The 19,300-nt window shown below is 64.9% G+C and carries 18 protein-coding genes; 6 read left to right on the forward strand and 12 right to left on the reverse strand.

Going from position 1 to position 19,300, the window contains the following annotated elements:
- Positions 1–45: 45 nt before the first annotated feature.
- From AAFP30_RS11525 to AAFP30_RS11550, 6 genes are read right to left on the reverse strand one after another with little or no spacing between them, the layout of a single operon-like run.
- Positions 46–1,074, reverse strand: coding sequence for a heme-dependent oxidative N-demethylase family protein (locus AAFP30_RS11525; RefSeq protein WP_419230036.1), 1,029 nt, complete (start codon positions 1,072–1,074; stop codon positions 46–48).
- Positions 1,071–2,048 (reverse strand): PDR/VanB family oxidoreductase, encoded by a 978-nt coding sequence (locus AAFP30_RS11530; protein ID WP_419230037.1) that lies wholly within the window; start codon positions 2,046–2,048, stop codon positions 1,071–1,073. Before AAFP30_RS11530 ends, AAFP30_RS11525 begins: the two co-directional genes overlap by 4 nt.
- A 3-nt stretch (positions 2,049–2,051) precedes the next feature.
- Complete coding sequence (locus tag AAFP30_RS11535; RefSeq protein ID WP_419230038.1) at positions 2,052–3,566, reverse strand: heme-dependent oxidative N-demethylase subunit alpha family protein; 1,515 nt, start codon at positions 3,564–3,566, stop codon at positions 2,052–2,054.
- Positions 3,563–4,552: a PDR/VanB family oxidoreductase gene (locus AAFP30_RS11540; protein WP_419230039.1), complete on the reverse strand. Its 990-nt coding sequence runs from the start codon at positions 4,550–4,552 to the stop codon at positions 3,563–3,565. The genes AAFP30_RS11535 and AAFP30_RS11540 overlap by 4 nt, the downstream gene beginning before the upstream one ends.
- The gene (locus AAFP30_RS11545) at positions 4,549–5,106 is read right to left on the reverse strand and encodes a dimethylamine monooxygenase subunit DmmA family protein (RefSeq protein ID WP_419230040.1); all 558 of its coding nucleotides are present in this window, start codon (positions 5,104–5,106) and stop codon (positions 4,549–4,551) included. The genes AAFP30_RS11540 and AAFP30_RS11545 overlap by 4 nt, the downstream gene beginning before the upstream one ends.
- Positions 5,107–5,112: 6 nt before the next feature.
- Positions 5,113–5,496 carry an ethanolamine utilization protein gene (locus AAFP30_RS11550; RefSeq protein WP_419230041.1) on the reverse strand — a complete coding sequence of 128 codons (384 nt, stop codon included), beginning with the start codon at positions 5,494–5,496 and terminating at the stop codon, positions 5,113–5,115.
- A gap of 280 nt (positions 5,497–5,776) precedes the next feature.
- Between AAFP30_RS11550 and AAFP30_RS11555 the strand changes: the two genes are divergently transcribed.
- Positions 5,777–7,198 (forward strand): MFS transporter, encoded by a 1,422-nt coding sequence (locus AAFP30_RS11555; protein ID WP_419230042.1) that lies wholly within the window; start codon positions 5,777–5,779, stop codon positions 7,196–7,198.
- Between the two features lie 58 nt (positions 7,199–7,256).
- Here the strand turns inward: AAFP30_RS11555 and AAFP30_RS11560 are convergent, their stop codons facing one another.
- Positions 7,257–8,159 carry a LysR family transcriptional regulator gene (locus AAFP30_RS11560; protein ID WP_419230043.1) on the reverse strand — a complete coding sequence of 301 codons (903 nt, stop codon included), beginning with the start codon at positions 8,157–8,159 and terminating at the stop codon, positions 7,257–7,259.
- Between the two features lie 122 nt (positions 8,160–8,281).
- Here AAFP30_RS11560 and AAFP30_RS11565 point away from each other — a divergent pair, with 122 nt between their 5' ends.
- From AAFP30_RS11565 to AAFP30_RS11580, 4 genes are all read left to right on the forward strand, one after another.
- Entirely contained in the window at positions 8,282–9,202 is a 921-nt protein-coding gene (locus AAFP30_RS11565; protein WP_419230044.1) for a CoA transferase subunit A, read from the forward strand.
- On the forward strand, positions 9,199–9,993 hold the full coding sequence (locus AAFP30_RS11570; protein WP_419230045.1) for a CoA-transferase subunit beta: 795 nt from the start codon (positions 9,199–9,201) through the stop codon (positions 9,991–9,993). The genes AAFP30_RS11565 and AAFP30_RS11570 overlap by 4 nt, the downstream gene beginning before the upstream one ends.
- Before the next feature lie 84 nt (positions 9,994–10,077).
- Positions 10,078–10,893: a hydroxypyruvate isomerase family protein gene (locus AAFP30_RS11575; protein WP_419230046.1), complete on the forward strand. Its 816-nt coding sequence runs from the start codon at positions 10,078–10,080 to the stop codon at positions 10,891–10,893.
- Between the two features lie 13 nt (positions 10,894–10,906).
- A complete protein-coding gene (locus tag AAFP30_RS11580) occupies positions 10,907–11,785 on the forward strand; it encodes a 2-hydroxy-3-oxopropionate reductase (RefSeq protein ID WP_419230047.1) in 879 nt (292 codons plus the stop codon).
- Between the two features lie 78 nt (positions 11,786–11,863).
- Here AAFP30_RS11580 and AAFP30_RS11585 read toward each other — a convergent pair whose 3' ends face one another.
- Complete coding sequence (locus tag AAFP30_RS11585) at positions 11,864–12,481, reverse strand: TetR/AcrR family transcriptional regulator (protein ID WP_419230048.1); 618 nt, start codon at positions 12,479–12,481, stop codon at positions 11,864–11,866.
- A 286-nt stretch (positions 12,482–12,767) separates the two neighbouring features.
- Between AAFP30_RS11585 and AAFP30_RS11590 the strand changes: the two genes are divergently transcribed.
- The gene (locus AAFP30_RS11590; RefSeq protein WP_419230049.1) at positions 12,768–14,000 is read left to right on the forward strand and encodes an oxygenase MpaB family protein; all 1,233 of its coding nucleotides are present in this window, start codon (positions 12,768–12,770) and stop codon (positions 13,998–14,000) included.
- Positions 14,001–14,459: 459 nt separating this feature from the next.
- On the opposite strand, the gene AAFP30_RS11595 is transcribed toward AAFP30_RS11590, so the two are convergent.
- The 4 genes from AAFP30_RS11595 to AAFP30_RS11610 all read right to left on the reverse strand — a co-directional run bounded on the left by AAFP30_RS11595 (position 14,460) and on the right by AAFP30_RS11610 (position 19,263).
- Entirely contained in the window at positions 14,460–15,707 is a 1,248-nt protein-coding gene (locus tag AAFP30_RS11595; RefSeq protein WP_419230050.1) for an HNH endonuclease, read from the reverse strand.
- 458 nt (positions 15,708–16,165) lie between these two features.
- Positions 16,166–17,311, reverse strand: a complete 1,146-nt coding sequence (solA, locus tag AAFP30_RS11600; protein WP_419230165.1) for an N-methyl-L-tryptophan oxidase — start codon at positions 17,309–17,311, stop codon at positions 16,166–16,168.
- Positions 17,312–17,398: 87 nt separating this feature from the next.
- Positions 17,399–18,625, reverse strand: a complete 1,227-nt coding sequence (locus AAFP30_RS11605; protein WP_419230051.1) for an MFS transporter — start codon at positions 18,623–18,625, stop codon at positions 17,399–17,401.
- A complete protein-coding gene (locus tag AAFP30_RS11610) occupies positions 18,622–19,263 on the reverse strand; it encodes a GntR family transcriptional regulator (protein WP_419230052.1) in 642 nt (213 codons plus the stop codon). The genes AAFP30_RS11605 and AAFP30_RS11610 overlap by 4 nt, the downstream gene beginning before the upstream one ends.
- Positions 19,264–19,300 lie beyond the last annotated feature (37 nt).

The following is a 19,300-nucleotide window of genomic DNA, read 5'->3' on the forward strand; positions in this document are numbered from 1 at the left end:
GGTGTTCCTTCGATCGAGAATCGGATGTTCTGGGGTGTGCGGACGTCAGTGTCCGCGGAGATAGGCGACGACATCGTCGCGGTAGTCGAGAAAGCCTTTGTAGGCCGCGATCTTCTCATCGAGCGTTTCGATGACGGTGGCGAGTTGATCTGCCCACTCCGGAATCCGTCGAATCTCCTCGAGGGAGGCCATGAATGTCCGGATGTTGAACGTGACCGCACCGGACATCGGCAGGCGCACAAAGTGTTCGAGCTCGATCCGTAGTCGGGCCCGACCGAAGTCGCGGTCGCGGACCATGGCCGGGATGTCCCGGCCCCACTCGGGAAGCGCTTCGAGGCTCACGTCGAGTTTGGGCGAATCCGATGCCGACAGCGTCCAATTCACCCGCCGGTACACCTGGTCGGCGGGCAGATGCCGCAGGAACTGTTCGGCCCGGGCAACGATCCCGTCCCGGATGAGACCCGGTACGGGCGCATGGATTTCGTACATGTCCATGCCGACATCGAAAGACACCGACCAGGCAGCGGCAAAGGTCACGAGTCCGGCGTCGAAGTAGAGTCGCCCGTCGCGGTCGACGACGAGGAGCAGATCGTCGGGTACCTCGCGCGCCAGGAAATCCAACGGGCCACCCGGGAGCGTGGCGTCATCACCGAGGACGAACTCGGCGCAGGTACCCAAAAGCTCATTGTGCCAACGGAATCGGCCATCACCGAGTTCGGTCAGATGCATGGTCTCGGGATAGGCGAGATCAAGATCGCGCAGATAGTAGAGCAGCAGGTCCCAGCACGCGAGTTCCATCCCCCGGCGAATCCGCACCCGAGACGGGTCGGCGTCGAGGATGCGGCGTCGCTCGGCCATGATGGCCGGATACTCGGCGCCGCCGAGGTCGACGAGGTGGCGTCCCCATTCCCCGCCCCGGGTGCGGCGGGGAACTCGGGCCGGCTCGACGTTGACACTGTATGAGAATTCGGCGAGTTCGTCCGGAAACGGCCAGGGAAGATTCGACAAATGGTCGACGGGTTGTGCCAGGTAGTCGCGCACTGTCGCGGCATCCGGTTGGGCGGCAAGGGTCATAGCTCTACCTCGAGGTCATGGCCGCGGGACACGCAGCACAGCATGGATTCACCCGTGCGTCGCTCGTCCTCGTCGAGGACGAAGTCACGATGGATGACAGTGCCCGAACGCACCGGGATCCGGCATTCGCCACACACGCCCTGACGACATAGATTCGGCACCGCCACACCGTGATCCAGCAGTCGCTGCAGGAGCGACACGCCGGACGGGACATCGAGCACGGCACCATCGGCGAGCGTCACGGTGAACGGATCGCCCGGATCTTGTTCGGGCGCAGCGAATCGCTCGAGATGCACCCGAGCGCTCGGCCATCCGGCCGCAGCCGCCAGCGTCTGATAGCTCTCGAGCAGGGGTGCCGGTCCGCACGCGTAGGCGTGCGAGCCAAGCGGTTGTGCCGCAAGGCGTTCGACGAGGGTGTCGATGGTCTCCTCGACAGAGGTGGCTTCATAGAGAGCGACACCGGACCGCTCGGCGAGCGCCCTGAGGTCATCGAGGTGCGCGGCGTGACCGGGTCGATAGGAGTACACGATGTCCAGGCTCGTGCCCGCACGCATCGCGGCCCGGGCGTGGGACAAAATGGGTGTCACGCCGATCCCGCCGGCGACCAGCAACGCGTGCCGCTGATCCAAGACCGGGGCGAACATGGAACGTGGACCTTCGATCTCAATCGTCGCACCCTCGACGAGAGTGGTGTGCAGCCACTCGGATCCTCCTCCAGAGCCTTTGCGCAACACCGAGATGCCATAGGACGTGGGCAGCACCCCGTCGTCGACGAGCGAATACGCATTGCGTGTGTCACCTGCGGTCACGATGAGGTGACTACCCGGTTGGTATGGGGTCAGCGGACTCTCGGCGACCTCAGGTGCGAACCGGAAGTGGGTGATATCCGGGGTGAGGGGCGAGACCTCGACCACGCGAACGGTCCGGACATCGGTGCGGTAGCCGGGGTGCAGATGTGCGGTGCTGGTGGTCATCGGTCACAGCTCCTGCGCGTCGGCAGCGGAAGCGAGAAAGGCTCCCCGGGTGGCCGAATGATGCGAGTGGATCTCCACTTGCCGTGCACAGCCCCGGCACTCGACGACATCACCGGGAACTCCGGTGGTCCGGTAGGTGTGACGGCAGTGCGCGCAGTAGAGCGGTAGGTCACTGGCGTCGGTGACAAACGAGCTCAGCTCGTCGGCGATGGCCCCGGCCGCACGCGCCGCCGCGAGCGCGACGAGAACGTCGTATTGTCCACCGGCGATCATGATCCGTGTTCCTGTCACGGCCTCTCCCAGGGCAGCGACCAGGGCGCGCCGATCGGTCTCCTGTTCAACGGTATCGAGCACGAGAAGCCGAGTCGGCGCGGCGATCTCGGCAGCGGCCACCCAGGTGCGCGACACCTGAGCGGTCAGCGGATCGTGTCCTACCGCAACGATCAGAAACGCTGCGGCCGACGGATCGACCTCCGCCGGCGTTGTGGGCCATCGCGGCAGGCCGGGGTGCCGGGAGCTCGGCGTCGTGGGTGCCGCGGCCCGTAGCCAGTCGGCAGAACGGTTGCGGTACTTGATGATTCCCTTGTAGTCCGCCATGTCATCGGGGAGTTCCGCCAGTACTTCCGCGGTCCGATGACGCCATGCCTCCACGGTCGCCAGCTGCTCGAGGGGCAGCAGGTAGGTCCGGATGAGGAACATGATCGCGCCCGAATCGGGCAGTCGGATCAGATGCTGCACCTCGACGCGTAGGTGCACGAGGCGCCCGAAGGTCTCGTCGTCGACGTTCCCGATCATCTCACGGTCGGGGCCCCACTCGGGATAGCGCTCGGTGGAGACGTCCAGGCGCCGGCCGATCGTCATCGTCCAGTTGGTGCGCCGGTAGGGCTCGTGTGGCTGAAGGCGTTTCAGGAATTCGTGGGCCCGGGTGATCACTCCCTCGGTACGTACCCGCGGTACCGGGCCGTGGATCTCGAGGAAACTCATCCCGACGTCGAAGCCGAAGCTCCAGTCGGCCGCGAAGGTGATCAGACCGGCGTCGACGAACAGCGATCCGCTGCGCTGGTCGAGCAGTGCGATGTCCTCTTGGACTTGAGAGGTGATGTAGCGCAAAGGTTCCTCGGGCAGTGAGGTGCTGTCGCCGTAGCTGAAGTCCTGCGCGATGTCGAGCAGGTCGTTCTCCCACCGCCAGGTGTCGGTGCCGAGTGCCGTCAACCGCATCTGTTCCGGTTGCGCCAGCGACAGCTCGCGCATGATGGTGAGCATCGCATCCCATGCGGCCGGCTGCATGTGCGGGAGCACGGCATACCGGCTCGGATCGGCTTCGAGTATCTCTGCACGTTGCCGGAGTTCGTCGTGGTATTCGTCGTCGATCACGATGACCGTCTCGCCCCACTGCCCACCCGCGGTCTCGACGGCGCTGGCCGCCGGCTCGACGTTGGTGCTGTAGCGATACGTGTCGTCGACGAACGGAAATGGAAAGCTCTCGACGAGAGCATGTTCGGTGGCGGTGACGGTCACAGCGGGACCTCCAGGACGGCGCCGGCTTCGGCGCGGGAGACACAGGGCATGAGTGCGGTGCAGGCGTTCTTCTCCTCATCGCTGAGGTACAGGTCGCGGTGGATCGGCCGTCCGGCGGTGACCGGAATCCGGCATTCACCGCAGACGCCTTGGCGGCACCGATTCTTCACGGCTATTCCGTTGTCCTCCAGGGACTCCAGGAGGCTGGTGCCCGACGGAACTTCGACCACGCGACCCGATTCGGTGAGCCGCACGGTGAACGGGTCTCCGGCGTCCAGTGCGTCGATGCCGAAGCGTTCGTGGTGAATCCGGGACTGCGGCCATCCCGCGGCCACCGCCGCGCCGATCACGTGGTCGATCATCGCGGCCGGACCGCAGGTGTAGAGATGGGTGCCGACGGGTTGCTCGGTCAGCGCGACGTCGAGCCGCTCGGCGAAGGTCATCCGGTCGGTGAACAGTTCGGTCGACCGTCCGGTCAGCTCGACCAGGTCGTGCATATGTGCGGCATGGCCCGGCCGAAATGTGTAGAGCAACTGGATGTCACGTCCCCAGCGTCGCGCGGCCCGAGCGTGGGACAAGATCGGCGTGACCCCGATCCCGCCGGCGATGAGCAAGTGCTTCCGTGCGCGGGCAATCGGCGCGAAGGCGCTGCGCGGGAGGCCGACGGTGATCGGGTCGCCGACTCGCGCGACGTCGTGGAGCCACACGGAACCACCGTTGCCGTCGGCGATCCGGAGCACCGAGATGGTGTACTCGGTAGGGCGCACGCCGTCGTTGGTCAGGCTGTAGGCGTTGACATGTGGGCCCGCGTGGACCACGAGGTGACTACCGGGGATGAAGGCGGGCAACTCGTGGCCGTCGGCGGCGGCGACGGTGAACGTGCGAATGGCCGGCGTCTGCTCGGTGATCGAGGTGATCACGAGGTCGAGTGTGCCGGCGGGACGTGCGATCGCATTCGTCATGTCGTCGGGCGCGATGGCGGTCATGGGACAGACTCCTTGTCGGATGTCGGCGCGGTCGGGGTCTCGGCGTCGACCATGAAGCCGAGGTATCGGCCCGATCGACGGGAGACGTGGTGGTAGACGAGCAACGACCGCCCGCACCCGGCGCAGTCGACGAGGTCATCGACGTCGGCGACGGCGACCGTGGTTTCGCGACAATGCGAGCAGAAGATCTCGATCGGTCCGGCACCGCAGCGGGTCACGTGGATCTCGTCATCCTCGAGTCCGGCTGTTGTCGCGACACCCCGCAGGTGCAGGCAGGCGCCGGCCGGGCCGGCGAGCACGACGCGTACCCCGACGGTCGCCGACGCGAGCTGCACTCGGAGTTCGTCGGCGGCGTCGGCGCTGTCGTCGGCGACCACTCGGCTCACCTCGATGTCGTGAGGCAACTGTGGTGTCCAGCGCTCGACCATCGCTGCGGCCTCGTCACCCACGCTGACGACCACATACGATCGGCCGCCGAAATCCGGCAGCCCGTCCGTGGTCGACGATGCTGGGCGCGCCCAATCAGGGATGCTGGAGACGTCGATCTGCGCCATTGCGGTTCAGAGCAGCGTCGCGTCGCGGTGGCCGGTGTAGAACGCGAGCGCATAGTCGGGCGTGCTGAAGTAGATCTTGGAGCCCTTCGGAAAGAAGATGGCGTCCTTGGCCTTGGCCACCGTCTTCTGTCCGGTCTCCTTGTTCTCCAGGAGGAACTCACCTTCGAGGACGACCTTCATCTCGTCGTATTCGTACTCGTAGTAGAGCGGGGCATCGGTATTGCGGAGTTCGAAGAATCCGCTGCACATGGTGCTGCCGTCCGGGTTCTCGTAGACGTCACCGATGAATCCCTCGGTGCCGGGATACTCGGCGTCGGGCATCTTCGGCAGCGACTTCCACGCGTCGCTTGTCACGCGAAACTCCAAGGCCTGGGCGCTGTCGATGGTCATTGTTGTTCTCCTCTGGATCGACGGATCTGGAAACATGGCCAGATTCTTAACAGGAAACTTTGTCCCTCAATATGAAACGGTCTGCGTATTACCGGAGGATGACGGCGCTGTTTATTGTCACGAAACACAGACCCTCCTAGTGAGACGCCCGTCGCAATCATTATTGATACCCAGATAGGAAGAAATCACGATTGATTAGGTATTGGACAGTCAAGGTCGTCGTCTGTCAGCCTCATTGAGACGTGCACCACATCGCACGGCGAGCTGGGAGGTAGCGAACATGAGCACGACGACGGCTCCGGACGACGTCACGAGAAAGGCCCGCCGGGCCGGGATCGCGGCATTCATCGGCACCACGATCGAGTGGTACGACTTCTACATCTACGGCACCGCGGCCGCGCTGGTGTTCGGCAAGATCTTCTTCCCCGACGACCTGCCCGCCGGCGTCGGCACGCTGTTGGCCTTCGTGACGCTGTGGGCCGGATTCCTCGCCCGCCCCATCGGCGGCATTCTGTTCGGGCACCTCGGTGACCGCATCGGCCGCAAGACCACCCTCGTCATCACTCTGCTCATGATGGGCGTTGCGACGGCCGGCATCGGCTTCCTGCCGACCTATGCGCAGATCGGTGTCTGGGCACCGATCCTGCTGGTCACACTGCGCGTCATCCAGGGTGTCGCGGTCGGTGGTGAGTGGGGCGGCGCAGTCCTGGTCGCCAGCGAGAACGCGCCGAAGGGCAAGGGCATCCTGTATTCGGCGTTCGCGCAACAGGGTTCGCCCGCCGGCAACCTGTTGGCGACCCTCGCATTCTTCATCCTGTCGGCGGTGCCGACGCCGGCCTTCGTCAGCTGGGGCTGGCGCATCCCGTTCCTGTTCTCCGCCGTCCTGGTGATCGTGGGTCTGGTGATCCGGCTCAAGCTGGAGGAATCCGATGCGATGAAATCGGTGCTGAAGCAGAACAAGACGGTGAAGCTGCCGATCAAGGAGGTGCTGCGCAAGCACTGGTTGTTGGTGCTGATCGGCGCCGGAACCCTGCCGCTGGCCCAGGTCACCTACTTCAAGAACACCTTCGCGCTGTCGTGGGCGACGAACTCCCTCGGTTACACACGCGGCACCTTCCTCGCGGTCATCGCCATCGCATTGGTGGTCCAGCTCGTGGTGCAACCGTTCGGCGCGGTGCTGGTCTCTCGCATGGACATGCGGAAAGCCATCTGCCTCATCGTGATTCCCGAGTTCATCCTGATGCCGGCGATGTTCTTCGCGATCAAGACCGAGGTGTTTTCCATCGCCGTCATCGGCATGTGTCTCGCCACGATCCCGCATTCACTGTTCTACGGCGCCATCGCCGGGTTGCTCGCCCGCGCCTTCCCCACCAGGATTCGCTACACCGGCCTGTCGTTGTCCTACCAACTGTGCTCGCTGGTGGTCGGCGGTGGTACCCCGGTGCTGGCGCAGTGGCTCTACAACTCGTCGGGCAACATCATCGGTGTCGCGATCGTGTCGGCTTCCTATGCGCTGGTTTCCCTCGTGTGCACCCTGCTCCTGTTGAACCGCACCGGATACCGGGTCGGCGAGATGTCCAGCGCGGAGCGTGAGGACGAGATCGAGCTGAACGGCAGCACGGAGAATCCGCCGTCACCCACTCCGGCACCGATGACCACGTCACGGCTGTCGGCAGGCGATCATCTCGCCGAAACCAGCTGATCCGTTTCTCAGTCCCCGCGAGCCGAGGCAGCAGCGCTACCTCGGCTCGTGGGCTTGTTCAGTCCGTCGGAGGCACCGAGGGCAATGCCTCCTCCGATAACCGCAGCACCTCGTGGGTGGCGGGACTCTCGTTGTCCTCTCGCCACGCGAGCCGAACATCAAGGACCGGCGCATCACGCAGCGGCAGGAACACCACGTCGTCGTTGGTGATGTTGCCGGCCACCGACGACACCGTCAGCGTCGCGCCCACCTCGGCGGCGACGAGCGCAGTGAGGGAGAACGAATCCGGGGCGGACTGCACGATCCGCGGTACAAACCCGGCTTCATACGCGAAGCGCACCAACAGATCTCGGGTGACCGATCCAGGGTCCGCCGGTAGTGTCACCCACCTCTCGTCCGCCAGGTCACCCATCGCAACCGCATCGTCGTCGGCGAGACGATGGGCCCGTGGCAGCCCGATGACGATCTGCTCGTGCGCGATCACCCGCGACGTGATGGCCGGCGGGTCAAACATCCACCGCGCCAGGGCAATATCGTAGGTGCCGTCGAGGAGCTTGTTCAGCGCTTCGGCCGCGTACGCCGAACTGTCGAGGACCAGTTCGATGCCGGGGTGAGTGCGCCGCACCAACCTCGCCCACGTGGCCACCAACTGATGCGACGACGACCCGGCGAATCCCACACGCACCCGCCCCGTCCTCCCGCGCCCCGACGTCGCGACCGCGAGCTCGGCCAGCCGGCAGTCATCGAGAATCCGCTGAGCGGGACCCACCAGCGCGGCACCCGCCTCGGTCAATTGCACGCGACGGGTACTGCGTACGAAAAGCTCTGCACCCAACTCCTTTTCGAGCTGCTTGATGGTTCGACTCAACGGCGGCTGCGCCACTCGCAATCGCTGCGCGGCACGACCGAAATGCAACTCGTCGGCGACCGCGAGAAAGGCGGTGATCTGATGAATCTCCACGACCCAGATTATTGCACGAGGAGAATCAATGGGTGACAGTTTTTGTATTGGACTGCAGGTAATCGACATGCCAGACTACGAGACATAGATCACGCGACCGGATTCCCGGCATCGGAGGACACATGGCAGCCGACAAGACAACGAGCATGCGCGAGGCCATCGCCACTCACGTGCACGACGGTATGACCGTTGCGCTCGAAGGATTTTCCCACCTCATCCCGTTCGCCGCGGCGCACGAGATCATTCGACAGGAGCGACGGGATCTCACGCTCTGCCGCATGACGCCCGACATCGTCTCCGATCAGTTGGTCGCCGCCGGCTGCGTCTCCAAGCTCGTCGCCTCGTTCTTCGCAAGCGGTTCGGCCGGGTCGCTGCATGAACTGCGGCGACGCATTGAACGCCACGATCCCGAGCGACTCGAGGTCGAGGAATACAGCCACTACGGAATGGTGTGCCGCTATCAGGCCGGGGCCGCCGGACTCCCGTTCTTCCCCCTCCGGTCTTACGCCGGCAGCGACCTGCCCAAGGTCAATCCGAATATCCGACTCGTCGAGGATCCCTTCGGCGAGGGCAGTGTGTACGTTGTGCCACCGCTGAATCCGGATGTCACGATCATTCAGGCCCAGCGCGCCGATCGCGCCGGCAACGCACAGATCTGGGGCATCTCGGGTATTCAGCAGGAGGCCGTGTACGCAGCACGTCGGGCCATCGTCGTCGTCGAAGAGATCGTCGATGATCAGGTGATCCGCTCGGATCCCAGTCGCACTCTGATTCCGTCCCACGCGGTCGACGCCGTCGTCCACTGCCCACGCGGCGCCCACCCGTCCTACGCCCAGGGGTACTACGACCGCGACTGCGGCTTCTACCGCCGATGGACCGCGATCAGCAAGGACGCTCAGCAACTGCAGACGTGGCTGAAGGAATGGGTCCATGACCTGCACGACCACACCGAATATTTGGAGAAACTCGGTGAGGAGTACTGGAACGACCTTCGGGTCGAACCCCGCTACTCCGACCCGGTGAACTACGGGAGCCGACGATGACCATCTCTGCCGCGTCCAGCACGACCGACGAACCCACGATCACCGAGACCATCGTCGCCGTTGCGGCCCGCGAATTGGTCGGTCGGGAAAAGGTTTTCGCCGGCGTCGGGCTACCCACCCTGGCTGTCGACCTCGCCAAACGACTGTGGAATCCCGACGCCGAGATGATCTACGAGTCCGGCGTCTGCGGAGCGCACCCTGCTGCGATGGCCGAGGGCATCGCCGACTCCGTGGTCGTTTCCGGCGCCGAGTCGGTGATCTCGATGCCCGCACTGTTCGGCTACGTCCTGCAAGGCGGCAACGTCGACGTGGGGTTCCTCGGCGCCGCGCAGATCGACAAGTACGGCAGCCTCAACACCAGCATCATCGGCGACTGGGACCAGCCCACCGTGCGCTTGCCTGGTGGCGGCGGTGCCGTCGAGATCATGCCCAATGCGCACGAGGTGTTCGTCATCATGCGTCGCCACGATCCCGGAGCCTTCCCCGCGGAGTTGGACTTCTGCACCTCCCCGAGCCCGGTCCGGGCGCGGGAGGCCGGCGACGGAATCATGCCGCGTGGTCGCGGTGTCACCCGTGTGTTCACCCCATTGGGTGTGCTGTCCCGCGATGACCCGTTTGCGGAACTGCAGCTCACCAGCATTCACGAGGGTGTGACCGTCGACCAGGTGCGAGCGGCAACCGGTTGGGATCTACAGGTCTCGGCGGATGTGTCCCGCACTCCGATCCCCACTGTCGAGGAGATCCGAGTACTCCGCGACGAATTGGACCGGGTGCGGCTTTACCTACGCTGAGCGGGCCACCGGCCCGATACAGTGACCGGATGACCGTCGTCGACCTCAGCCGCGCCTCGGCGCCCGCTCGGTGACGGTTTCGTTGTGGACACCGACCGCCTGACCGTCAACTGCTCGATCCTGCTGACCGATCTCCCGTTGCTGCAGCGACCGCAGGCCGCGCGCGATGCGGGTTTCGGTGCGGTCGAGTTCTGGTGGCCGTTTGAGACCGCAGTTCCCGCCGACCGCGACGTCGACGCGTTCATCACGGCGATCGACGATGCCGGCGTGCGGCTCACCCACCTGAACTTCGCGGCGGGCGACCTCTCCGCCGGCCAGCGAGGTTTGTTGTCGCATCCGCAGACGTCGAGTGAGTTCCGCGACAGCGTTGCGGTGGCCGTCGCGATCGGCGAACAATTGGCGACGGTTGGCTTCAATGCGTTGTACGGCAACCGAATCGATGGCCTTGCGCCGGAAACTCAGGACGCGTTGGCCGCCGAGAATCTCGCGTTCGCCGGCACTGCGGCCGCCGCAATCGGCGCCGACGTGTTGGTCGAACCCGTCAGTGGCATACCGGACTACCCGCTCACCCTCGCCGACGATGCGATCGGAGTAATCGACCGCGTCCGCCACGATCACGGCGTAGACAATCTACGACTCCTCGCCGACCTCTATCACCTCGCCACCAATGGGGAGAACCTCGACCACGTCCTCAACGAGCGCATCGATCGGATAGGACACGTACAGATCGCCGACGCACCCGGCCGGGGCGAGCCGGGTACCGGAGCCCTCGACCTGGCAGGGTATGTGAATACGCTCATCGCGCATGGCTACGGCGGGTGGATCAGCCTGGAGTACATCGCCACCCGCGCCACCACGTTCGATTGGGTGCCGGGCTTCCCCGTCCCGGTCGACCGTTGAGGAGGAATATCGCATGGCCACAGTCGCTTTCATCGGACTCGGAGTGATGGGCAGTCCGATGGCCATCAATATGGTCCGTGCCGGACATACGGTCATCGGCTTCAATCGGACTCGGTCGCGCGCGGAGGATCTGGTCAATGCCGGTGGCACCGCAGCCGATTCGATCGCTGATGCCATCGACGGCGCTGACGTCGTGGCGCTGATGGTGCCCGACTCCCCCGACGTCGAGGATGTCCTCACCGGCGACGACGGTGTCTTCGCCCATGCCACGCCGGGCACGGTGATCGTCGACTTCTCCAGTATCCGCCCCGACGTCGCCACCCGACTCGCCGACGACGCTGCCACGCAAGGATTCTCGATGCTTGATGCGCCGGTGTCCGGCGGCGAGGAGGGTGCGATCGGCGGCTCCCTGTCGATCATGGTGGGTGGCACCGCGGACGCCTTCGACCGTGCCCGCCCGGTGCTGGATGCGGTGGGCAAAACGGTGGTGCACGTCGGACCGAGTGGCAGCGGGCAGACAGTCAAGGCCGCCAATCAGTTGATCGTGGCTGCCAATATCCAGGCCGTCGCCGAGGCAATCGTCTTCCTCGAGGCCTGCGGCGTCGACGCTGCGGCCGCGGTGCAGGTCCTCGCCGGTTCGACCGTTCTCACCCAGAAGGCCCACCGGATGATCGCGCGAGACTTCGCCCCCGGGGCACGAATCGATCTGCACCACAAGGATCTCGGCAATGTGACCGCTGCGGCCCGCGAGGCCGGGGTGGTCACCCCGCTCGGCTCACTGATGGCCACCCTGATGGCCTCGGCGCGGGCCAACGGCGACGGCAGTCTCGACCACGGCGCACTGTTCCGTGGGGTTCAAAGAATGTCCGGTCGGCTCGACACTCCCGACTGACTACGAGCGAGCGTCACCCCACGATCCCTGAGGAGCCCGCGAGGGACGAGCGAGCGTCACGAAGGGCCCCGAGCGCGATCACTCAAACCGCCCTACACCCTGCACCGTCAACATCTCCACCAACTCGTCGACGAGTTCCTGCTGGGTCACGTCAACCTCCCCGTTGAGCCACGCGCCGATCGCCTGGGCCACGCCGCCGACAAGGAAGTGCGAAACCAGGGGTGCGCGACCGGCGCCATCAAGCCGGAACTCGTGGCGCACCTGCTTACTGAACAGTTGCACGAACAGCCCCGTCGATTCGAAGCGCTTGGCCACGATGACGGTGTTGACCTGGTGCGGGCTGAACAGCAGCTCGCCGATCCGACGATCGTCGGCGACGGTTTCGATCAGCTGGGTGAGTCCGACGCGCGCGCCGTCGACGAAGGTCGCCTCGGCCAGCGCCTTCTGAACGGACATGACCACCTTGGCCAGCGCCCAGTCGTAGACGGCGGCCGCGAACTCGTCTTTGTCGGTGAAGCTCTCGTAGAAGTAGCGCTGGGCCAGCTGTGCGCGACCACAGATGGTGCGCAGTGTCAGATCGTCGTCGCCCAGCGGATCACCGAGAATGTCCAGGCCGACCTGGAGGAGCCGCTCGTGTCGCTGAGCCACTCGCTCCCCGGTGTCGACCCCGTTATAGGGGCGGCTCGTCGGTGCCATGGTGCGATCCAGTCTGACAGATCCGGGGCTGGGCACGTGCCTCACGCCAAATCGGCAAAGTGATTGACAGCACATTGGCAGCGGAGCATACTCAGGTGCATCTGAATGCGCGCGTATTCAGATGCACCATGTGCTCAGATTCGTACGGTCGGTGTCGGGGGTCGTCCGAGCGAGTACAGGCAGCACGAGGGCTCCCTCAGCCATGGGAGATTTCACGCTGCAGCCCAGCATGATTCGACTACGGAAGCGATCGAGGCGTCCGTCGGGGACAAGGAACACGAGATCAATGGAAGATCTGAACAGGCGCACGGTACTCAAGGCCGGGGGGGCTATCGGAGCAGCGGGAGCGGCCCTGGCCGTCGGCGCACCGGCGCAAGCTGCGCCATGGACGTGGAAACCCAGCGGGTCAGTACCCGGAGCGGGTAGAGGCGCGGACCCGAAGCAGGTATGGGACGACGAAGCCGACCCGATCATCGCCAAGCTCCTCGACCGCGGCCAGGTGCCCGAGGTCAACCGCATCCTGCGGTCATGGACGAAGAACGGCCAGCCGTTGCCTGCCGGCCTGCCGAAGGACTTGCGCGACTTCCTCGAGCACGCCAAGACGATGCCCAAGTGGACCGATCAGGGCAAGCTCGCCACCGCGGTCAAGTTCAATCAGAAACGCGGCACCTACCTCGGGGTCCTCTACGGCTTCGCCAGCGGCATGATGAGCACAATCATCCCCCGCGAAGCCCGCGCGGTGTACTACTCCAAGGGCGGCTGGGATCTAAAGGACCGCATCACCAAGACGGCCAAGCTCGGCTACGACATCGGTTCCCTCAACGCCTATCAGCCCGACGGCGAGATGGTGGTGACCTGCGTCAAGACACGACTTGCCCACGCCGCGGTCCGCCACCTTCTCCCCCAATCGCCGTGGTGGGAGCACGTCGCGACCGAGAAAAAGCCGATCAGTCAGGCCGACATCATGGTCACCTGGCACAGCTTGCCGACCAGCGTCATGCGCAACTTCAAGAAGTGGAACGTGCCGATCGCCGCCGACGAATCGGCGGGCTTCCTGCACTCGTGGCAGCTCACCGCGCACATGCTCGGCGTCCAGGATGAGTACATCCCGAACTCTTGGCACACCGCGGATTCCCAGGCCAAGCAGGTGCTCGACCCGATTCTGGCGCCCACACCGGAAGGCATCAAGCTCGCCGACACACTCCTGGATCTCGGCCGCAACCTCGATCTGAGTCTCCTCTCTCGCCCGGTCCTGGGTGCGCTGACCCGCTTCGTCTTGGGCGACAAACCCGCCGACTGGCTGAACATCCCCCGTGAGCCTGTCTGGAGTCCGCTCCTCGAAACTGCTTGGGGCCCTTACGTGGCCATCCGTGAGGGGTTGCTGAACGTCGGCATGCCGCGGGAAGCGTACTGGTTGATCGACGAGTTCTTGCGCCAGTTCGTGCTGTTCTACATGTCGGAACTACGGATGCCGATCAACATCGAGATCCCGGTGTTCAACAACCCGCACTACAACTGACCTCGGGCGGGGGGCCGAGCCACCCGCCACCACATCTCGACGTCCTCGACCCTGGCGCCGATGCTGTGGTGGCGGGTGGATTGCTTTGGTTGCCTGCCGGTTCACACTATGGAGTTATCAAAGAACTTGCGCGGTCCCGACTTTCGACGGGTGCGCGGGAAATGTGCTGAGCTCTCCGCTGGTTGAGCCGTCCCGAGGGCGTACCCCCCTACCGCTGGTTGAGCAGCCCCGAGCCGCTAGGCGAGGGGCGTGTCGAAACCGTCTCTCACGGTGGACTTCTCGCTACCGGATAGCCCTTCGTGGCTCGGCTGGCGCCTCGCACCTCAGGGATCGATGGATCTCCGATCATCGGTGACCCCCTCTTGCTCCCTGAGGAGCCCGCGAGGAACGCCCTTCGACGCGCTCGCAAGCTCGCTTGCTCAGGACCCGCGAGCGTCACGAAGGGCCGGTAACCCGCGCTCACGCCGCGACCCGATCCTCGAGGGTCATGGTGCGTCTGTTGTAGGCGGGGATGGGTTGTCGTCGTGGATCTCTTGAGGCGGGCGGGATCAACCAGGGGTGCCCATCAGCACCCATGATGATGTCCCACCCGAGGTGATGCACGTCGGCGTGACACGACGGGCAGAGGAGGCATCCGTTGTCGAGGTCGGTCGGACCTCCCTCACTCCAGAACAGCCGATGATGCGCGTGGCCCCAGCGGGCGGGTGCCCCGCACTTGATGCAGCACTGGTCCCGGATGATGATCGCCTTCCGGATGTGGGCAGGGAAGTAGCGGGTTTCCTTGCCCATCTTCAACGGCACCGTCTGGTCGTCGACGATCAGTGCGGTGATCCCCGCGTCGCAGGCGAGCAGGGCGGCGGTGGCAGCGGTGACCGGCCCGTTGGACTGTAAGTAGGACATGGTGGGGTCGGCGGCAGGCATCATCAGGTTCACGTGATTGTTCGGGCGGGTGAGGAACGGACTGGTGGTGGCCGCCGCCGCGTCCACGATCTGATCGAGCGCATCGCTCTGACGTCGGGCGGTCGACCGTGAATCCTCCGATCCGTCGGGTTCGGGTCGCTTCTTCGACAGCGAGCTGATGGCGCCCATCAACTTCTCCCCGGTCACGATGTCCACGTCCCCCCGAATGCGCACGCGGCCGTCGACCTTGATCAACATGAGTTCGTTGAGGGTGTGGTCCTCGGCCGCCGGCAGCCCACCGGCCTCGGCCGCGTACTCATTGCCCAGCGCGCGTGCCTTATCCGTGATCTCGGTCGGCGTCGCGCCGGAGGCTGCCTGGGCGATCAACGCCGATTCCACCTCTCGCTTCTCCTCGTCGCACAGCCCGTCCAGGGCTCGACGCTCGACGTGCCCCAGTCCGGCGACAATGGCGTCGAGGTGCTCGATCGGGAACACTCCGTCCTCGGCATACCCGGGGAGCAACTGCATGGCCGGGAGTCCGCGGCCGATGCGCAGGACTCGGTCGGCCACCGAGGGTGCCAATCCCATCTCGATGAGCAAGGGTTTGATCTTGCCGCCGGATTGGGTGGCCACCCCGAGGCGGTCCATCTCTGCGGCGCACACACTCAGCAGGTGTCCGAGGGTGTTGGACAGGTCGATGATCGTGCGGGTGGTGTCGAAGGCTTGACGTCGGGTCAGCCCGGTGACGGTCAGCTCGCGGGCGGTGGCGAGGAGGTCGGCGGGAGTGGGAGCGGTGGTGGAGGGCATACCTCAATTGTACTCGCACACATGTTCGAGTCAATGGTCTTGAGCAACGCAAACGAACTGTGCACCAGCAATTTTCGCGCGGCCGACGATCCGCAACCGGTCAGTGTATCGCGGGCCTCCGACAAGTTCGGATGACTTCGTCGGGTGCGCAGTGGTCGATCAGGATTGTCGGTGGCAGGAGATATGGTCTGTGTCGGGTCAAGGAGGAAGGCCTGAGGGAGAGGCATTACAGCACAGCACATTTCCCGCGCACTCGGTGAAAGTCGGAACTGCGCACGACCTTTGAGAACTCCATAGTGTGAAGGTGCGATGACGGGTTGTCTGCCCGACCGGTGTGACGGTCGGGCAGACAAACGCCGCAGTCCACTCATTACTCGCGCATGCCCTCAACTCCGAATAATCGAGTCAGATAGGTGGTTACAGTGCGGGCGGCGCTACTCCAAGATCGCCGAGGGTTGTCAGGTGATAGCCAACCGTGCGGGATCGAAGAGTGCGATGGGGTGGGCGGTGGCGCCGGTGATCGCCAGGTCGGCGAGGATTTCACCGACCACCGGTACGAACTTGAAGCCATGTCCGGAAAACCCGCAGGCGACAGTCACATTCGTCAACGACTCGGGCCGGGCAATGACGAAGTGCTCGTCCGGGGTGGTGGAGTACATACATGTCGCGGCGTGTACTGCACGCCCACTCAACGCCGGCAGCAGTTCGGTGACGCGAGTGCGCATGGCGTCGATCTCGTCGGGATGGACGGTGCGGTCAATGGTGTCGGGTGTGCAGAGGTCTTCGCCTTTGCGGAAGAATGCCACCTTGACTCCGCCGTCGGGACCGTCGATGGCAGGGAAGCCATAAACATGCTGTCCGGCAGTGTTTTCGTGGATAAATACTGGATTGTATTCGAAGGGTGCGGTGCCACCGACCGGGGCGAGCCAGTACAGGACTTGTCGTTCGATTTTGATTGGGACGCCAAGGTCGGCGAGCAACTGCGGCGCCCAGGCGCCCGGACAGATGACGAGTTGTCCGGCTGTAAAGGTGCCCGCCGAGGTGGTCACGCGGACGCCCGATTCCGTGTCTGCCCAGTCATGTACCGGCTCGCCGAAACGCAAATCCGCGCCTTCGCGTGCAGCAAGATCGAGGTGAGCCCGCACGGTCATTTCGGGCCGAGCGAATCCGGCGTTGGCTTCGTAGAATGCGGCATCGGTGTCGCACGGCGTGAAAGTGGAGAAACGGCTGCGGATCTCGGTGGCGTCGAGCATCTCGTGCGGCAGATCCCAGTCGCGGGCGGCGCGCAGGCTGCCGGACACGGTGAGGCTGTCGGGTGGCCCGATGAACAGTCCGCCAGTCTTGCGATAGACCTCGAGTCCGGTGGTGTCGGCGAGTTCCTGCCAGAGTTCGTAGGCGCGTAGCAGGAGCGGTACGTAGGCGGGGTCCTCGAAGTAGGCCTGCCGGATGATGCGGGAACCGCCGTGGCTCGAGCCGCGATCGTGAGCCGGGGTGAACTTCTCGAGTCCGAGGACGCGGGCTTCGCGGCGCGCGAGGTGATAAGCGGCAGCGCTGCCCATACCGCCGAGTCCGATGACGATGACGTCGAAACTGTTGTCACTCATGGTCATCTCCGGAGTCTAGTCGTGTCGGCACAATGGGCTCGGCAGCACAGTCGCGCGACGCTCGCTGAGACTCATCACCGAAACCGCTCAGGGCAGATGCTTCCGATACCCACCCAGCACCACGGCCGTCGACACCACCAGCAGCACCACGACGACGCCGAGCAGCGCCAGCACCGGCACCCACGTCTCCAGCGCGGCCAGCAGCGTCGGCAACGCGAAGCCGAGATAGGCGATGGCATAAAAGATTCCGGTGAGTCGGGCGAGGTCCTCGGGCGGTGCGAGGCGCTGCACCTCCATCAACCCGGACACCAGGCCGATGCCGAAACCGCAGCCGAAGATCACGTTGGCGGCCACGCCGATCCACAGGTTCTCGAACGCGACGGCGGCGATCATCACCGCGACGCCGGCGGTGAGGGTGACCAACGCGACCACTGTGCCCCGCGCGCTCGACACCGAGTCGATGCGCTTGGCGACCGGCTGAATCAGCGCGCCGCAGAACAGCGCAACCACGCTCAGGCCCGTCGCGTAGGCGAGGCCGAAGCTGCCCGACTGGTCGGCCAGCAGCACCGGCAGATACCCGTAGGCGAGCGCGCACGCGGCGAAAAGCCATGGGCCGCAGACCACGACGACACGCAGGAAACGTCGGTGCCGCACCGATCCGACCCGCAGTCTGGACCGCACCGTGGGTTTGACCGGCGGGTGCACCACGGTTTCCGGGGTGTGACGGATGAACCAGAGGAACGGCAGGGTGACCGCGATGTGGATGACGTACGGCAGCACCTCCGGCCAGGGTCCCCACTGGGCGATGCTGCCGGCGGTCAACGCGCCCAACGCCGATCCGGTGGTGAACGCCACCGACGATCGTCGCGCACCCAGGCCGACATCGGCGTCCATGTCGAACGGCGGCTGCGACACCTCCTTGAGCCAGCTGGTCCCGACGGCGGTGGCGGTACCGACCGCGACTCCGGCGAACAACCGTCCGATCAGGATCGGCGTCCAGCCGAGTTCGCCCAGTGCCAGAAAGACACTGGCGAGCACGCCCGACAGCACTGCGCACAGCATGGGTGGTCGTCGGCCGAAGTGGTCCGAGAGAGCGCCGGCCAACACGAAGGCCGGCGCCAATCCGACGACATAGATGCCGAGGAACAACGTCACCATGGACGCCGAGTAGTGGTCGACGTTCTTGTACAGCAACAACATCGGGCTGAACTGGTTGCCCGACCAGGCACACACGAACAGGATGCCGAACACGACGATCCAGGAGCGTCGTGCCTCGACAGGTGTCCGGGTGGCGGACGCGACACCGGCCGTCATATGGCCCCCTGATACCGGTCGAGGTGGGCGTTGAGTCGGGCAAGGAAACCGTCGCGGTCGCCAGAGATCAGGCGTTGCGCGAGGTCGCGGTGGTCGTCGTAGGAGGAACTCAACGTCGAGGGTTCGATGCGCAGCAAAAGGTTTCGCAGACGCTGCTGCCGATCGCGTAGCTGTTGATAGAAGTGGGCGGCGATCGGGTTGCCGGATGCCTCGATCATCAGTGCGTGGAACTCGTCGTCGGCCACGACGAAGGCGTCGACGTCAACGGCCGACACGGCGGTGTGTTGCCGCTCGAGATTCTCGGTGAGCAGTCCGGCGATCCGCTTGTCGGCGCCGCCTTTGAGGAAGACCTGCTCGGCCGAGCTGGTTTCGATGCCGCGCCGCATGGCCAGGACGTCGGCGGTCTCGGTCGGGGTGAGCGGCCGGACGATCGCGCCCTTGCGGCTGACCAAGTCGAGGAACTGTTCGGTGCCGAGCCGGAGAAACGCCTCGTGTACAGGGGTGCGGCTGATGCCCAACTCAGCGCCGATCACCGCTTCGCTCACGAGCTGCCCGCCCGCGAGTCCGCCGGTGATGATCTGCGCCTTGGTGTAGTCGTAGGCGCGTTCGGCCGCGATCGGCGCTCCTGCTGTCGACATGCGGGACACCGTATCACTTGCATGCAAGGATGCGTAC

Origin of the sequence: Gordonia sp. CPCC 205515, assembly GCF_048537925.1 — a bacterium.
Classification (GTDB): Bacteria; Actinomycetota; Actinomycetes; order Mycobacteriales; family Mycobacteriaceae; genus Gordonia.